Annotated in this window: 12 protein-coding genes; 7 read left to right on the plus strand and 5 right to left on the minus strand. The window is 65.2% G+C overall.

Features of this window, described 5'->3' with window-relative positions; genetic code table 11:
• Positions 1-18: 18 nt before the first annotated feature.
• Positions 19-579: a Uma2 family endonuclease gene (locus ACESNG_RS09070; RefSeq protein ID WP_373058497.1), complete on the minus strand. Its 561-nt coding sequence runs from the start codon at positions 577-579 to the stop codon at positions 19-21.
• Between the two features lie 107 nt (positions 580-686).
• Positions 687-1,301, minus strand: a complete 615-nt coding sequence (locus ACESNG_RS09075; RefSeq protein ID WP_373058495.1) for a CIA30 family protein — start codon at positions 1,299-1,301, stop codon at positions 687-689.
• Between the two features lie 555 nt (positions 1,302-1,856).
• On the opposite strand from ACESNG_RS09075, the gene ACESNG_RS09080 reads away from it, so the two are divergent.
• From ACESNG_RS09080 to ACESNG_RS09105, 6 genes are all read left to right on the plus strand, one after another.
• Complete coding sequence (locus tag ACESNG_RS09080; RefSeq protein WP_373058493.1) at positions 1,857-3,026, plus strand: serine/threonine-protein kinase; 1,170 nt, start codon at positions 1,857-1,859, stop codon at positions 3,024-3,026.
• Between the two features lie 356 nt (positions 3,027-3,382).
• Positions 3,383-3,949: a hypothetical protein gene (locus ACESNG_RS09085; protein ID WP_373068648.1), complete on the plus strand. Its 567-nt coding sequence runs from the start codon at positions 3,383-3,385 to the stop codon at positions 3,947-3,949.
• The gene (locus ACESNG_RS09090; protein WP_373068650.1) at positions 3,946-4,647 is read left to right on the plus strand and encodes a serine/threonine-protein kinase; all 702 of its coding nucleotides are present in this window, start codon (positions 3,946-3,948) and stop codon (positions 4,645-4,647) included. Before ACESNG_RS09085 ends, ACESNG_RS09090 begins: the two co-directional genes overlap by 4 nt.
• Positions 4,644-7,124 carry a protein kinase domain-containing protein gene (locus ACESNG_RS09095; protein ID WP_373068652.1) on the plus strand — a complete coding sequence of 827 codons (2,481 nt, stop codon included), beginning with the start codon at positions 4,644-4,646 and terminating at the stop codon, positions 7,122-7,124. Before ACESNG_RS09090 ends, ACESNG_RS09095 begins: the two co-directional genes overlap by 4 nt.
• A 149-nt stretch (positions 7,125-7,273) precedes the next feature.
• Complete coding sequence (locus tag ACESNG_RS09100; RefSeq protein WP_373058485.1) at positions 7,274-7,495, plus strand: DUF433 domain-containing protein; 222 nt, start codon at positions 7,274-7,276, stop codon at positions 7,493-7,495.
• Positions 7,496-7,631: 136 nt separating this feature from the next.
• On the plus strand, positions 7,632-7,808 hold the full coding sequence (locus ACESNG_RS09105) for a hypothetical protein (protein ID WP_373058483.1): 177 nt from the start codon (positions 7,632-7,634) through the stop codon (positions 7,806-7,808).
• A gap of 137 nt (positions 7,809-7,945) precedes the next feature.
• Here the strand turns inward: ACESNG_RS09105 and ACESNG_RS09110 are convergent, their stop codons facing one another.
• Positions 7,946-10,555 (minus strand): BTAD domain-containing putative transcriptional regulator, encoded by a 2,610-nt coding sequence (locus tag ACESNG_RS09110; protein ID WP_373068654.1) that lies wholly within the window; start codon positions 10,553-10,555, stop codon positions 7,946-7,948.
• A gap of 169 nt (positions 10,556-10,724) precedes the next feature.
• Here ACESNG_RS09110 and ACESNG_RS09115 point away from each other — a divergent pair, with 169 nt between their 5' ends.
• Positions 10,725-11,678, plus strand: a complete 954-nt coding sequence (locus tag ACESNG_RS09115; protein WP_373068656.1) for a hypothetical protein — start codon at positions 10,725-10,727, stop codon at positions 11,676-11,678.
• A 637-nt stretch (positions 11,679-12,315) separates the two neighbouring features.
• Here the strand turns inward: ACESNG_RS09115 and ACESNG_RS09120 are convergent.
• Positions 12,316-12,996, minus strand: coding sequence for a hypothetical protein (locus ACESNG_RS09120; protein ID WP_373068658.1), 681 nt, complete (start codon positions 12,994-12,996; stop codon positions 12,316-12,318).
• Positions 12,997-13,149: 153 nt separating this feature from the next.
• Positions 13,150-15,516, minus strand: a complete 2,367-nt coding sequence (locus ACESNG_RS09125) for a transglycosylase domain-containing protein (protein ID WP_373058475.1) — start codon at positions 15,514-15,516, stop codon at positions 13,150-13,152.
• Between the last annotated feature and the right edge of the window lie 132 nt (positions 15,517-15,648).

Genomic DNA, 15,648 nt, shown 5'->3' on the forward strand with positions numbered 1-15,648 from the left:
AGTTGAAATCAGAGCCCCTTACCGTAGTGCTTCGTCGAAGAACTCCGCGAGCATGAGCACGAACGGCTGCGCGGCGTCCGGCAGCGACCATTCGATGCGCTCGCTCAGTAACTCGCCCGGATCGCCGCGTCCGCGCCAACGCGACACGTTGCGCGCATCGGGATTGACCACCCAGTACTCGCCTACGCCGTCGCGAAGATAGAGCTCACGCTTGATGTGGTAGTCGAGGCGTGGGTTGCCAGGAGACACCACTTCGACGATGAGCAGCAGATCGTGGAGATCGTACGGATACGCGGGCCGTTTGCCGTCAGTCACGCTCACTACGAACACATCGGGCTGCACCCGATTGCGCGTGCGGTCGCCGCGTCGAACATCGGCTGGCGAGATCATCGCGCGTCCGCCGCCGAGTGGCTTGAGATACTCGCGCAGCAACGCGTAGAGTTCGCCCACAACCAGCTGGTGCGTGTCAGCAGGCGCGGGCGTCACGTGAAGCTCACCGTCGATGAGCTCGTAGCGCTGGCCATCGTCCTCGAGCGCATCCAGCATCTCGACGGTCCACTCGGTATGTATCGCGGGCATGGCCATACGTTACGGCACTCGGCGAGAGGGTGGCAAGGGTTCATGGCACGCCATGGCGTACACCCGTCAGCGCCTCGTCATCGATTCAGCACGCCACCCAGCCCGGCCTACTCGCCGGCGCCGTACGCCCGGATGTAGTCCACTTCCAAACGGAACGGCCCGTCCTTGGCATCCGCCATGTACAGCGCCACGCCACGAATGCGCGCGAGGTCGATCGGCGAGGCATTCACCGCCTGTCCGAAGATGGTGCTCCGGAGTGTGGCGAATGGCACGCGGACGAGCGTCCACTCCGCAGACGACGGGAACGCGGCCCGACGGGACACGCTGCGTCCGTAACTCCGCAGGCCATCGTCTACTTCGACTTCGAACCGGCGACCACTCCCGCGCACTCGGAGCTCGAGCCCGATCTGGCCCGTGAGATCGACCACGCGTCGAGCCCGCACCAACGTGAAGCCGCCACCCTGCGTCACGAGCGTGCCGGTGAAGCGAAGGGTGCCCGCCTCGACTGCTACGTAGCCTGAGGAACGGCCACCCATCACGCCGTCGTTGACGACGTCCCATGATGCTTCGTCGGCGGCGGCGAAGTCGAAGAGCGTTATCGGCATTGGCACCTTTGGTGGGATCGGCGTGGACCACCCGCCCACGGCGAGCACGAGGAGCAGGGTCGGCAGGAGCCTCCGCGCGGTGAGTGGCAGGCGTCGCGTTGCAGGGCGGAGAGGCATAATGTCGGAATCGGTCAGCGGTGTGCTCGCGTGGGGACTACAGATGGAATCCTCGCAGCGTTCACCGGGTTCCGAACCGACCACAAGCACCGAGTGTTGCATGCGGCCGCGTCATGCGGAGTGGCCCCGCCTCCGGCACATCAAAGTTACATTAGCCGCGTCTCGTTCACCCAGGAATCGCCTATCCTCCGTTCTCGACACCCAGACGCACCGCAACCTGCGTCCGCGCTTTTTCGTCGCGGGGACGTGGGACGGAGTGATTTCAGCCGAAGCGAGGAACTTCGCGCGACACTGCAGTCACGTCTCCGGCTCATCTCGTTCATCTTTGCCGCGTGCCACGGCTCAATAGCGCTCTCTGACCTTGCGTCGAATGCCTCGCTACCGAGCCCCGCTGAGGCGCACTTCGAGTTCTTTTCGCTGTGGGTCAACGTGCCGCTGGCGGCTGCCTGGACCATACTTGGGGTCCTGCTTCGCGATAAGCGGCCCCGAAGGCTGGGATGGCTGCGCGCGTGCGAAGCCGCGATGTTCACGTTCTCGGTTGGCCTATTCATTGCCATGCTCGAAAGTACCCTCTCGTCTCTCGTTGGGGTCTATGATTTGGCGCCCGTCGACATCACGCTTGGTCGGGCGACGTATTGGGTTTTTCTTGTGGTAGCCTACGGGACCCTGATTCCGAATACCGCGCGGCGCACTGCGGTCGCCATGGTGATCTTTCTCGCGGCCTCGCTGATACCCGTGGCGTTGGGACTGGCGGATGGCACCATCCCTGCCTCGCGAGCTCCCTTGGTACTCAATGTCACGCTCACCCTCGTCGGATCGGCGGCGGTGATGGTCTGGTTCGGCTCATTCCGATACGAGACCGTCGCCCGTCGCGAAGCCGCGGCGCGTGAACTCGGCCAGTACGTACTTGGAGAACGGCTTGGTGCCGGTGGCATGGGCGAGGTCTATCACGCCGAGCACCGGATGCTGCGCCGCCCCGTCGCCGTGAAGCTGATCACGCCTGCGCAGGCCGGCTCCCCCGACGCCATCGCGCGTTTCGAGCGCGAGGCGCAAGCGACGGCGGGCCTTACGCACCCCAACACGGTGCAGATCTTCGACTACGGTCGGAGCGACGATGGGACGTTCTACTGCGTGATGGAGTATCTCCCCGGCGATACACTCGAAGCCATCGTGCACCGCGACGGACCGATGTCCGCTCAGCGTGCGGTGCATGTGCTCACGCAAGTGTGCGGCGCGCTCGCCGAGGCGCACGCCAAGGGGCTCGTGCATCGCGACATCAAGCCGAGCAACGTGATGATAACCGAGCGAGGGGGCGTGAAGGACGTCGCCAAGCTGCTCGATTTCGGGCTCGTCGTGAGCGGTGCACCGGCACACGGCGACGGTCGCCTCACCGAGGTCGGCATGTTCGTCGGCACGCCGGAGTTCATGAGTCCGGAGCAGTGTGCGGGAGGCGAGATCAACGTGGGACCGGCCAGTGACCTCTACTCGCTTGGCGCGCTCGGCTACTATCTGCTCACGGGGCGATCACCCTTTGCTGGGCGCAGTGCGACGCAGATGTTGGCGGCGCATTTGTATGAGACGCCCAAGTCGTTGGTCGAGCAGGCCGACGTACCGCCTGCGCTGGCGGCCGTGCTCGAGCAGTGTCTCGCGAAGTCGCCGGACGACCGCTTTGTCGATGCGAGTGCGGTCGCCGTGGCGCTGCAGGCGTCGATCAGCGCGGCGTAGCTTGGAGATTTGCGCGCAGGGAATCCACGTGCCGCATCGGCTTGCGTGACTCGACTCCACGGTCGAGACGTTAGATTCGACCTTCGCCCTTATCAACGCTAGCCCCACCGCAACCGCCCGTCGTGTGCTCTTGGATCCCGTGGTGCCGTCTCGTTACGACGCAGAGATTGCCCAGCTCACTCCAGATGCACGCTTCCTTCGCGCGCTGGCATTTTCGGCCTACGTTTGCAGTCTGGCGTGGCAAGGCGCGCGAAGACGCCGGATACCGCAGGGATGGCGCTCCGTTTTGTGCGACAGCTCTACGGCGATGACATTGCGCTGATGTGGCAGCGTCGAACCGCCGCACGGAATCACGAATGACCGAAATGAGCGAACTGCTCGACGTGGTCAACGCGACCGCTGCTGCATTGCATCGGCACGGAATCGAGTATTTCGTGACGGATTCGTTCGCGAGCAGCGTGCACGGCGAGTTCCGCGCAACGAATGACATCGACATTGTGACGGTACTGGATGAGCCCCACCTCGAGTCGTGGCTCACGGAGCTTTCAGCCACGTTCCTGACCGACCTAGATCAAGCGCGTGAGGCGCTCGCCATCGGCGGGAGGTTCAACCTGATCCATTCGACCACGTACCTGAAGGTCGATGTATTTCCCTGTGTGTCGGCGTTCAATCATGAAGCGATCCGCCGTGCGGTCGCGATTTCGTTGCCGGGTGCCAGCGAACCGCTACCCGTCGCAAGCTTGGAGGATATCATCCTCTCCAAGCTGTGGTGGTTCCGACTTGGCAGGGAGACATCCGAGACACAGCAGCACGACGTTCGACGGCTGATTGCACTGAACCGAGTGCGTCTGGACGCCGCGTACCTCGAACAATGGGCGACGGAGCTCAAGGTGGACGATTTGCTGTCGGTGTTTCGCAGGTGACTGACCACCGCGACGTACTCGCACGCCTTACCGCCGCCCTCGGGCATAGCTACCGCGTGGAGCGTGAACTCGGCGCCGGCGGTATGGCCACGGTGTACCTGCTTCACGACCTCAAGCACGAGCGCGATGTCGCGATCAAGGTGCTGCACCCCGACTTGGCTGCGGCACTCGGCGGCGAACGGTTCCTGAGCGAGATCCGCACCACGGCGCGGTCGCAGCATCCGCACATTCTCGGATTGCTCGACAGCGGTGCGGCCGATGGCCTGCTGTATTACGTCATGCCCTACGTGCGCGGCGAATCGCTGCGCGCGCGGCTCGAGCGCGAAACACAACTGCCGGTGTCCGATGCCTTGGCGATTGCCACCGCCGTCGCCGATGCGCTAGCCGAAGCACACGCAGCGGGCATCGTGCACCGAGACATCAAGCCCGACAACATTTTGCTGCAGCAGTCGGCGCAAGGCACGCATCCGTTCGTCGCGGATTTTGGCATCGCTCTCGCTGTTCAGCAGTCGGGGGGCGCCCGCATGACGATGTGTGGGCGCCACTGGAAGGGTTCATGGCGAACGTCGCGTTGCGATAACGTTGGCGATAATTTACATTATCGGCGGTGCGCGTTTGCGGGGACACGCTTCCGCCGGTCACGCGGCACGTATCGCCCACGCTGGGCGGCCCTGATGCAGGAGTATCGTCCGCCATGAGTGACCTCCGCGCGCAGCTGCAATCCACGCTCGGCGACGGCTACACCCTCGAGCGCGAGCTTGGCGGGGGTGGTATGTCGCGCGTATTCGTGGCGCGCGAGAACGCGCTCGGCCGCGAGGTGGTGGTGAAGGTCGTCGCGCCGGAACTGTCGGCGAGTGTCAGCGTCGAACGCTTCACGCGCGAGATCGCCACGGCGGCACGCCTGCAGCAGGCGAACATCGTGCCGGTGCTGGCGGCGGGCACGTCAGGTGGCGTGCCGTACTACACCATGCCGTTCGTGACGGGCGAGTCGCTGCGTGCGCTGCTGGCACGTGGCGCCACGATGTCACTCCACGACCAGCTCAATGTGTTACGCGATGTGGCGCGCGGGTTGGCGTATGCACATGGCGAAGGCGTGATCCATCGCGACATCAAGCCGGACAACATCCTGCTCTCCGGTGGTGCCGCGGTCGTGATCGATTTCGGTATCGCCAAGGCAATCAGTGCGGCACGCACGCAGGACAGTGCCGCGCTGCGCGCGGACGACGGCACTCTCACCCAGGTCGGTAGCAGTATCGGTACGCCCGCGTACATGGCGCCCGAGCAAGCCGTGGGCGAACACGTCGATCATCGCGCCGACCTCTATGCGTGGGGCGTCGTGGCGTATGAGCTGCTTGCTGGGCAGCACCCGTTTGCGGGCAAGAGCGGCACCTCGCAACTGATCGCCGCGCATATCGCGGAGGCGCCAGGGCCGCTGGGCGTGCGCGCTCCCGAGGTCCCGCGCGATGTGGCAGCGTTGGTGATGCAGTGCCTCGCCAAGAACCCTGCGGATCGCCCCAGCGGCGCCACCGAGCTGCTCCGCCAACTGGCCATCGTCGTCACGCCGGTGGAGGGAGCGGGACACGCACCTGCCGCGCGGCTCGCGCGTCCGTCGTCACGCACGCCGCACGTGCGACGAGCCGCCATCGTGGCAGTGATCGCGATGGTAGCATTTGGTGCCTGGCGCATCATCCAGCGACCTGCCGCGGCGACTGATACGCCGATCGCGGCAGTCACAGCAGCTGGTGCAGCCAGCACGACCGCGCCGCGCACACTCGTCGTACTCCCGTTTGCGAGTGTGGGGGGCGACACGGCGAACGTGTATTTCGCCGAAGGCATGGCCGACGAACTCTCGAGTGCCCTTAGCAAGGTGAGCGAGCTACAGGTGGTCGGGCGCAGTTCCGCAGCGGCGTTCGCCGGCAAGAGAATGTCCGCACAGGCGATTGGCGAAGCCCTGCAGGTGGGGGCTGTGCTCGAAGGTACCGTGCGTCGCGCCGGCGACCGGTTGCGGGTGAGTACGCAGCTCACCGACGCTAGGACAGGGCTGTTGCTGTGGAGCGAGACATATGAGCGCGCAGCCACGGACATTTTCGCGGTGCAGGATGACATCGCGCGGGCGATTGCCGGGGCTTTGCGCGTCACACTGACCAATGGCGCAACCGACGCGGCGACTAAGGGCCCTGGCACCGACGATCTCGAGGCTTACGAGCTGTACCAGCGCGGCGTGTATTTTTACCAGCGCCGCGGACCTGGACTCGTGCGTGCTCGGGAGTACCTCGAACAGGCCATCGCGAAGGATCCGCGCTTTGCGCGGGCTCATGCGGTACTTGGACTCACGTGGATCGCGCTCGCGATTGCCACCGATGTCGCTATGATCGATGCGATACCGCGGGTGCTCGCGGAAGGAGAGCGCGCGGTCGCGATCGACTCGGCCTCCTCGGAAGGGTGGGCCGCGATCGGAGTGGCGCGCATCTACCAGCACCGCTGGCGTGAGGCCGACGAGGCGACGCAGCGCGCCGTACGAGTCGATGGCAGCAACCCCAGTGCGCACCAGTATCGCTCTCGGCTTTTGTTAGTCACAGGCCGCGTTGACGAGGCGCTGACCGCCGCGCGGCGCCTCGTCGAGCTCGACCCGATGAACGCCGTAACGCTTGGCTACGTGGCGCTCACGCTGTCCATCGCGGGGCAGCATGCCGAGGCGATGGCCGTCGCCAATCGGGCGTGGGAGATCGACTCCACTGTGTCCGCCGTGACGAGCTATGCCCTGCTGGCCCTGCACGATGGCGGTCAGGTGCCGGTGGCCGTACGGCGAGCCGAATCGGTGATGCGCGCCGCGCGCGAACCAACGCAAATCTCCGGTGGGGTCTACGTCATTGGTGCATCCGGAGATATCGCGCGTGCGGCAACACTCACGCAGCAGCTCGCGGTGCAGTTCGCCCGTCATCCTCGCATCCATTCAGCACTTACTGTTGGCTTTCTAGCTGCGGGCGATACCGCCCAGGCGCTCACGGCGATGGAGCGGGCCGCCGACCGCTTCGAGATCGGTGTGGTGAACAGTCCGCTCGCACACCGACGGTACGACGTGCTGCGCGGTAGCCCGCGCTTCGCGGCGATCGTGCGAAAACTCGGACTCGATGTGGCGCTGTTCACCTCGGCGAGCGGCGGGCGTCCACGGTGAGAGACCTGTGCACAGCCGCGGCGCCTTGCCGTGGGCCAATCGATCCCCGACGCCGAGCTGCAGCGATCCGCGCTGTTACCGGCGTCGATGCCGCTCACCGCACTATGGTGTATACTTTGACGAGTACTCATCATCTTCGGGGCACCGCGATGAACCTTACCGACGCGATCCACATCGATCCAGACACGCTTGGCGGCACGCCGGTGTTTGTTGGTACCCGCGTCCCGGTCCAATCGCTCTTCGACTATCTCGAGGGGGGGGAAACACTGGACGAATTTCTGCGGCAATTCCCCGCCGTGTCCAAAGAGCAAACGGTGACCGCGTTGGACGCCGCCCGCGACTCCCTGCTCGCTGGTGCGCGTTCTTCTTGACGAGAATCTGCCGCTCGAATTTGCGGCAGAGATCGTCCCATTTTCCGTCGCGACCGTTCGCGGTCTGGGATGGTCCGGCGCTCAAAACGGGGAGTTGATGCGACGGGCCGCACCCGTCTGCGACGTATTTGTCACGATGGATAAGAATCTCCCACATCAACAGAATATTCCCGCGCTGCCGTTCGGCGTCATCATCGTCAACGCGCATTCGAATCGGCTCGTCGACCTTCGGCCACTCGTCCCGGAATTGTTGACGGCGATTCCTACCGCAACGCCTGGCACATGGGTGCGGGTCGGTGTTTCGCAGGTGTAGCAGCAGACATTTGCATCGCGGTGCACAGTTGCACTGCAGCGCTATGGTGCCTCCATTCACATTATTTCCTTGGAGCACGGAAGCTTCGCGCGGACCGTCGACCGCCAGCGCGGAGCCAACCGGAGCACGGCCTAGGCTCAACGCGTCACGGGCGCCAGCAAGGCGGCGAACGGCGGCCATCGGCGGAGCACGGCGAACGCGGGTTCGGCATGTACCGTCGGCTCCATGCTTAGTCCCTCGCGACGCGCTTCACGCAGCAAGGTGAGCGCGAGTGTGCTGTCACCCAGTCGAGCGGCGATGATCGAGCGCCAGTAGGGCGACTCGCCCCAAGATATTCCGCGTGCGGCCGGTGTCATTGCCTCCGCCCGCACCGTGATCTGATTCATCCAGCCATGTGCTTCGACCGAGTCGCCGTCAGCGGCAGCTACCGCGCCCGCCAGCCCCATCAACGCGAACGACAGCGTCGACGATGCGGTGGGTTGGCCGATCAGTGGCCGCAGTCTGGCGCGGGCATCGGCGGCGCGATCAAGCAACAGCAGCGCATGCGCCTCCTGACGACGAATCAGTGGCGCATCGCGTGCGGCAGATGGAAGCGAGTCGAACCACGCAGCGACCGCGCGCGCCACGGCCCGACCATCGTCGGGGTGATGCGCCACGTACTCCGTCGCCATCATCACACGCAGTGTCGCACGCTCACCCAGCGAGGCCAACGAGGCGTCGAGTCGAACCAACGCCGCTGAAACGGCAGCACGATCGCCACGGGCCGACTGTGCTCGCAGCTCGTAACCGGCGATTGCGACGTTATCGGGATAGCGCTGCATCGCGTCGCGTGCGGCGATGAGCTCGGCGTCATGATTGCCCAGCAGATGCTCGGCGAACGTCAGTTCTTGCCAATAGGGACGCCACCCACGCAGTTCACCGCGGTCGGGCCCGAGCGCCCGCAACACGCTCACCGCCTCGGCCGGCCGATTCATCTTGCGCGCCAGTTCCCCGATCATGTACTCGCCGATCGTGCCTGGTGCGATACGGGCCTGCCGAACCACGGCGTCGTACGCCATGGGCAGGTTCCCGGCGAGGAGGCCTTGCACCATGTCGAGTGTGCTCTGCTCGAGCGGTCCCAGTCGAACCCGTTCGGCCGTGAGCGACGCCATCAATCGTTGCGCCGCATCGGCATCGTTCAGGTTGAGGTGCATGATGGTCGCCGCGATGCGCGGCATGGGATACGACGAATCGGCGGCGGCCGAGCGCTGAAACAATGACAGCGCGGCACGTGTGTTGCCGTTCACGAACGTGGTGAGGCCGGCGACGTAGTCGCGATACGCCTCGTACGTGGGCGGGGCGATGGCGCGCCGAAGATGCGTGACCGTATCAGTGAGTGGTGCGAGCGCCGCCACCACGCGCGTGCGCAATCGGTCGATGCCCACCATGAGGCTGTCGTCGGGGACGCTCACGCGTTCGACGGGACGAAGCAATCGTCCCGTGTGCGTCTCGAGCAACTGCGCCTGCAGGTGCACCGTGCGTCCTTCGCGATAGATCGTACCGCGCACCGCCATTCCCGCCCCGACGTCGCGTGCCACGCGCTGCCAGCGATCGTTGACCGTAAGGGCGGATTGTGAGGCGGTGTCCAGTGTGGCCTCCGTGGCGAGGAGGGCGGTGGCGGGCACCACCTCGACGCCATCCAGGCGGGAGAGACCTTCCGTGATCCAATCGGCGGCCATGATGCCCAGCGTCGAACGCGCGGAGTCTGGCACCGACTCCGTGAGCGGCAGCACCGCTATGCGGTTCGCGACGAGCCCTGAAACTGGCGCTGCCGATCCGGAGGTCGCCGGCGGTCGGCGCATTGCCAGCGTGATGATCAACGTCGTGGCGACTGCGGCAGCGCTGGCGATCAGCCAACTTATGGTGCGCACCGGTGGCGCGATCGCTCGCGACGTGCTCGGCGGGATGTCGGCAGTTGCGGGGCCGCTCGTTCGATCGATCGCCTTCGCCGACATGACCGGCGAGGTATTAGGCGGGGTGTTTGATATGGTTCGGGCCCGAACGGCCGCGACGACCGACAGTGTCTCGGGAGCAGGATCCGCTTCGAGCTCTGATCGAAGTCGCGCCGCGAACGTGTCGTGCTCGCGCAGGGCGCTCGACCGGTCGCCCGATCGATCGAGCACGGTCAGCAGCCGACGATGATGGGATTCGTTGAAGGGGTTCAGCGTTTGTGCGCGTCTGGCTAATTCCACGGCGCGCTCGAGATCACCACGGCCAGAGTGCGCGTCGGCGCTCCGGGCGGCAGCTTTCGCTGCCTTCCGAGCCAAGGTCTCCCGACGATTGGCGACCCATTGTTCGAACGCGGGGGCGTCGTCGACGACCAGTCCGTCGAGCAAACTGCCGCGATACAGCGCCAGCGCCTCGTCGTCTCGCTGAGCCGTGAGCGCCTGCTGGAATGTCCACACGTCGCAGGAAACGTGCGCGGGGTCGAGGCCGATGGCGTCGTCGCCGCGGCCATGGATGGCCTGTTCGCCCAACGACCGACGCAGAAACGTCAACGCCTGCCGAAGCGCCGCTTTCGCCCGAGACTCGTCACTATCGGGCCAGAATAACGCCAATAACGAATCACGCGAGACGAATTCGCCCTCGCCTTCGATTGCGAGATACACCAGCAATGCGGCGCGGCGCGGCTGCGCCAACAGCGTGGCCAGACTCCCTCGCGTCGGTTCACTGACGTTCAACGCACCCAGCGCCGCGATGGCGATCATCGGTTCCTGGTCAAAGTGCGCGGAATATCACGGTCGGGATCATCAGGTCACGCCCGGGTCACACGTGGGTAGCAGCGCGCTCGCATTGTGCCGGAAAGTGGCGCCCGCCCCACTGGACGACAAGGCGTCGGCTCGTGCGCGCCAGGCCTTTCCCACTCCGGAGCACGTCATGGAATCGAACTTCCACCCCCCGCGAGAGGTAGCGCGTCGAGTCGCGCTCGCGGCATCACTTCTCATTGCCTTGGCCAATCGGCCGTCGGCGGTACTCGCTCAGAGCGCGCCACCGCCGGCGCCAGCAGCCGATCTCCTGCAACGGATCCGCGCCCTCGGCCTGCCCAGTTCGACCGATCGGCTCACGGTCTATTATAGTCCTGGCCACGAAGCCAAGGCTGTTCGCCTTCGAACGCTGATCCAGGATGCGCGGCAGTTCTTCGCCGACTCGCTCGGGATTTCGCCGGAACTGTCGATCGCGGTGCTCGAGCGGCCGACCTGGGAGCGTGTGATCACGGACCAGCCGTACGGTATCCCTGGCATCGAGGGTGCGCCCCCTGTCGCATTTTTGCCCGCCACCGACGACAACCTCGCGGCCAACGACGCCCTCTCACTCGAAGCGGCGATCTCGGATACGGCGCGACGATTGATCGCGGCATCCGGTCGCACGTGGACCGAGGCGTCGAAACGCTACGTCGACTTGGTGGGCCTGCACGAGCTGGGTCATGCCTTCGCCGCCGCCTACGGCATCGACGTGCCGTCGCAATGGTTCAACGAGTGGCTCGCGACCTACTTCTGCTACACGTACCTGCGTGCCGCACGCCCCGTGGACGCGAAGCTTTGGGAAGGCATTCTGCAGGGGTATCGCGACGCGGCTCACCCCGAACACCGCACCATCGACGCGTTCGAGCGGTTGTACTTCGCTGTCGGCGCGCAAAACTATGTGTGGTACCAGGCCCGCTTTCAGCAGCAGGTCCAGCGCGTGCATGACGAACAGGGCGTCACGTTCCTGCGGCGTTTGAAGCAGGCGTTTCCCCGGGGAGCGACGCGAATGGCCTCGCGTGACGAGTTGCTGCACCGATTGGATGCAATCGAGCCCGGCTTTGGCGCGTGGGCGGCAACGATGCGGTGAGGGGCACGGCCAATGGTACCCCGCCTCGGGCGCGTGCGGACGGATAGCGTCGGGAGATCCTGGAGATCGCTGGCTCGCGCGAAGCTCGCAAAGAACGCGGAGAACAGGGAGAACGGCAGCTGCCTTTTTGCGGCTCTTCGGGTTTCGTGTGGGTGACTCTCGGCCCAACGGCCCGCTGCGTTGCCTCGCCGAACATGGCCACCGACATGCCGCAGTGCCCGCTGCACTGTCGGCCGCTTCCCGACGCGCGTGTGTTTGGACCGTGCGTTTCAGCGGCCTGCCGAGGTGACGCCGTTCTATCGGTAAGAGACCTCTGCGCCTCTGCGTACTCCGTTTCTCTGCGTGATCAGTTCGCGATCGCCCCGAGCATCGCCGCCAGCGATCTGCCGCCGAACGGATCACGCGTCGACGGACAGTCTGCTGAATTGATCACGCAGAGGACTCGGAGGCGCAGAGCACGCAGAGGAACAATCCAAAACAAATGCGGGATTCAGTTTGGGTGATACTCGGCCCAAAGGCCCGCGGTGATGCGGTTCGAAGGCGAGTCGGCTGAGATTCACCCATACGAAACCCCGAAGAGCCCTTTTTACTTCTCGTTTGCTGTTCCTCGCGTGCTCCGGCTTGTACCGCGTGCGATCTATCGGCCGAAGTTGATCCGCAGCGCCCGCGACGCGTCGCCGACGTGGGTCACGTGAAAGTCGAAGGTGCGGCCGTCGGCGAGTTTTCCGCTCGCGGTGATGACCGTGAGGTGATCGCCGGTGCGCGGCTTCAGTGTTTCGTTGAACGTGGTCGCGATTCCCCGCAGCGGTTGCATGGCGTTCACGTCGCCAATGGTGACCACACCGTCGGCCATGGCGGCTTGGTAAACAGACCAGCGCACGAACCAGATCGGCACGGCATCACCAGTCGAGACGGCGAGTACCGGGAACGTACCGAGGGGTGCGTTGGGCTCGATGAAATAGAATCCTTTGATCAGGATCGGGGTGGCGAAGGCACCGGGCCCGCCGGGGCCGGGGAAGTGGAAGAACGTCATCAGGTTGAAGTCCGCGGGAATCGCGCTCGGCGCCCGATAAAACGGAATGGCCAGCCACTCGCCGTTGTGGAAGAACTGTTTTTCGCCCGGAAATGCGCGGGCATAGGCCGGAATGCCGGGGTCTGGTTGGGGGACCGTGACCCGCACCAAGCCAGCCGTTTCCGCGGTGCGGATCAGGGTCGCGGTTTCGGGGACATCGGACAGTGGGTCGACAATCTGGGTATCGCTGCAGGCACCGAGCAGGAACGCGAGACCAAGGGTTCTGAGCAAAGGGCGAACGGACATGCGAAACTCCGGTTGAGGTCGCGCCATCGGCACAATGCGTTTGGCGTTCGACCGGAGTGTGGGGATGGCGGGTGAGCTGGCCGTGATCCAGGCGTGATCTGGGGCTTTTTCGCGACAAAGTTACGGCTGGTTTACAAGAACCGAAGTTCCTCATTAGTCGCGCTCGCGAGGCGTCCGCGGCGGTACCGGTGGTCGCGGCACCCCCTGCATTTCGCGACGTACGCGTTCGACCTCCCGCCTCGCTTCGCGAGCGGCTTCGCGCTGCGCTTTACGTAGCTCGCTCATGATACGACCGGCGGCTGCGCGGGCCGTGGCGTTGCCACCCACCGCTTCCAGCACGCCGGCCACCGCCTCCGCAATCTGCGCCGGATCGATCTCCCCAGCGCCGCCACCGATGCTGTCGTGCCAGTCGGGCGGCTCGGCGTCACGCATGGCGAGATACGGATCGTTCTCACACGATGTCCTGGGCCCGCTGCCGCGCACGAAAAACTCTTTACGCGACGGTCCGCACCAGTCGCTGGCGAGCTTGCCGGTGCCGATGTCGATCTGCTTGGTCTCGATGCCGGCGGGCGCGACCCACGCGCTGTCCTCTTCGGGGCTGTGCCAACCGTCGCGGAGAAAACGGGCCCACACCGGGGCTGCCATTCGACCGCCGGACGCGTTCCAGCCCAGCGGCTGCGGGTCGTCGGCGCCGAACCAGACACTGGCCACCAGCGTGGGCGTGAACCCGACGAACCAGACGTCGGTGCCTTCATTCGTAGTACCGGTTTTACCGGCCACGGGCCCACGTATGCCGGCATCACGCACCGGGCGACCGGTACCACGATCGACCACGCCCTGCAGCAATGACGTCATCAGAAACGCGTCGGTTGCTTCGAGCACTTTGACGCTCGCGGTACGCGGATGGCTCCAGATCACGCGGCCGAATTGATCTTCCACGCGTTCCACCAAATACGGCTGCACGCGCGTACCACCATTGCCGAACGGTGCGTACGCGACCGTGAGCTCGAGGGGCGTTACGGCACCGGCACCAAGCGCGAGCGCCGGCACGATGGGCAGGTCGCTCCTGATGCCCTGCGCGTGCGCGAGATCGGCGATGCGCTGCACGCTCAGCTTGCTGCTGAGCCGCACGGTGGCCGCGTTGGCGGAACGGGCCAAGGCATCGCGCATCGTGATGTGCCCGGCGTAGTTGTCGCCATAGTTGGCCGGTGTCCACGTGGTGCGCCCTATGTCGATCTCGACCGGTTCGTCTTCGAGCATGCTGGCGGCGGTGAAGCCCTGACGCAGCGCCTCGGCGTACACGAACGGTTTGAAGGTGCTACCCGGCTGACGCTTGGCGCGCAGCGCCCGGTTGAAGCCCTTTCGTTCAATGCGGCGCCCACCAACGATGGCACGGAGCGCGCCAGTGATGGGATCGAGCGCCACGAGCGACCCCTGCGTGCGCGACCCGGCGCCGCTTACAGAAAAACCGCCGTATGCCCGCTCCTGATCGATCTGCCAGGCACCTGCCGCGATGGCGCGCTCGCCGGCGATCTGCGCACGACGGTCGATCGTGCTCCACACGCGCAGTTGCGCATCGTTGAGTGCCTTGGGAATCACGCCGGCCGAACGCAACGAATCGATGGTCACGCGTACCGCTTCCACCGCCCACGAATCGACGGCTCGCGTCGGCGCCCATTCCGCACGCGCCAGCTTGAGCGGCGTGTTGCGCAATTTCCGAATGGTAGCGCTGTCGGCCACCCCTTCGCGGAGCAGCACATCGAATACGATGGCGCGGCGCGCGCGCGCGCGTGCTTTGTCGCGACGCGGTGAATAGGACGACGGTGCCTTGGGCAGGCCGGCCAGCATCGCCGCTTCGCCAAGCGAGATGTCTTTCACCGACTTGCCGAACAGATCGCGGCTCGCGCCCTCGACGCCATACACGCCGTTGCCGAGGTAGATCACGTTGAGGTATCGCTCGAGGATGTCCTGCTTGGAGAGCGAGCCCTCGAGGAGCGTGGCATACCGCCACTCGAGGAGCTTGCGCCCCAACGTACGTTCGGTGGCGCGATTGCCCAGGAACACGTTGCGGGCCAGTTGCATCGTGATCGTGCTGGCGCCTTCGCGTATGCTGCCAGCTGTGACATTCACCACTGTTGCGCGCGCCACGCCGTACCAGTCGACACCATGATGCGCGCGGAAGCGCCGATCTTCGACGGCGATGAAGGCCGCCTGCACATGCGCCGGCACCAGGGCGAGCGGAACGTTCGTGCGATTGACGGGTGAGAGTGCACTGACGAAGGCGCTGTCACGCGCCAGCAACGCGCCGCCTTCGGTGGGCTTCCACGCACGCAACTGCGACGGCGTGGGGCATCCCTGCCAGCCGCACGACCACCACCACGATGCCGTGGTGAATGCACCGGCAACAGCGATGGCGCCTGCATACAGCAGCGGCTTCAGCAGGCGTGTGCGCCATGACACCGCCGGTGTCTCGACCGGTGTCGCGGCAAGCGCCGGCGTGTTGTTAGCTTCAGCCTCCATCACACTCCTCTGCAATCATGGCACGTCAAGAAACTCTTATCAGCTACTGCACCGTCCGCACCACGCCACGCGTGTCGATCTTTGTTCAGACAGTCGGAGCAGCCGTCATGGTTGCGTCGCAGCTGCTTCCGG

The sequence above is a fragment of the Gemmatimonas sp. genome, from assembly GCF_041689975.1.
GTDB lineage: Bacteria > Gemmatimonadota > Gemmatimonadetes > Gemmatimonadales > Gemmatimonadaceae > Gemmatimonas.

Excerpts from the sequence above, each read along its gene's own strand:
- ACESNG_RS09070 (WP_373058497.1), bottom strand. The coding sequence starts at position 579 with ATGCCCGCGATACATACCGAGTGGACCGTCGAGATGCTGGATGCGCTC.
- ACESNG_RS09075 (WP_373058495.1), bottom strand. The coding sequence starts at position 1,301 with ATGCCTCTCCGCCCTGCAACGCGACGCCTGCCACTCACCGCGCGGAGG.
- ACESNG_RS09080 (WP_373058493.1), top strand. The coding sequence starts at position 1,857 with ATGCTCGAAAGTACCCTCTCGTCTCTCGTTGGGGTCTATGATTTGGCG.
- ACESNG_RS09085 (WP_373068648.1), top strand. The coding sequence starts at position 3,383 with ATGACCGAAATGAGCGAACTGCTCGACGTGGTCAACGCGACCGCTGCT.
- ACESNG_RS09095 (WP_373068652.1), top strand. The coding sequence starts at position 4,644 with ATGAGTGACCTCCGCGCGCAGCTGCAATCCACGCTCGGCGACGGCTAC.
- ACESNG_RS09100 (WP_373058485.1), top strand. The coding sequence starts at position 7,274 with ATGAACCTTACCGACGCGATCCACATCGATCCAGACACGCTTGGCGGC.
- ACESNG_RS09105 (WP_373058483.1), top strand. The coding sequence starts at position 7,632 with ATGGATAAGAATCTCCCACATCAACAGAATATTCCCGCGCTGCCGTTC.
- ACESNG_RS09110 (WP_373068654.1), bottom strand. The coding sequence starts at position 10,555 with ATGATCGCCATCGCGGCGCTGGGTGCGTTGAACGTCAGTGAACCGACG.
- ACESNG_RS09115 (WP_373068656.1), top strand. The coding sequence starts at position 10,725 with ATGGAATCGAACTTCCACCCCCCGCGAGAGGTAGCGCGTCGAGTCGCG.
- ACESNG_RS09120 (WP_373068658.1), bottom strand. The coding sequence starts at position 12,996 with ATGTCCGTTCGCCCTTTGCTCAGAACCCTTGGTCTCGCGTTCCTGCTC.
- ACESNG_RS09125 (WP_373058475.1), bottom strand. The coding sequence starts at position 15,516 with ATGGAGGCTGAAGCTAACAACACGCCGGCGCTTGCCGCGACACCGGTC.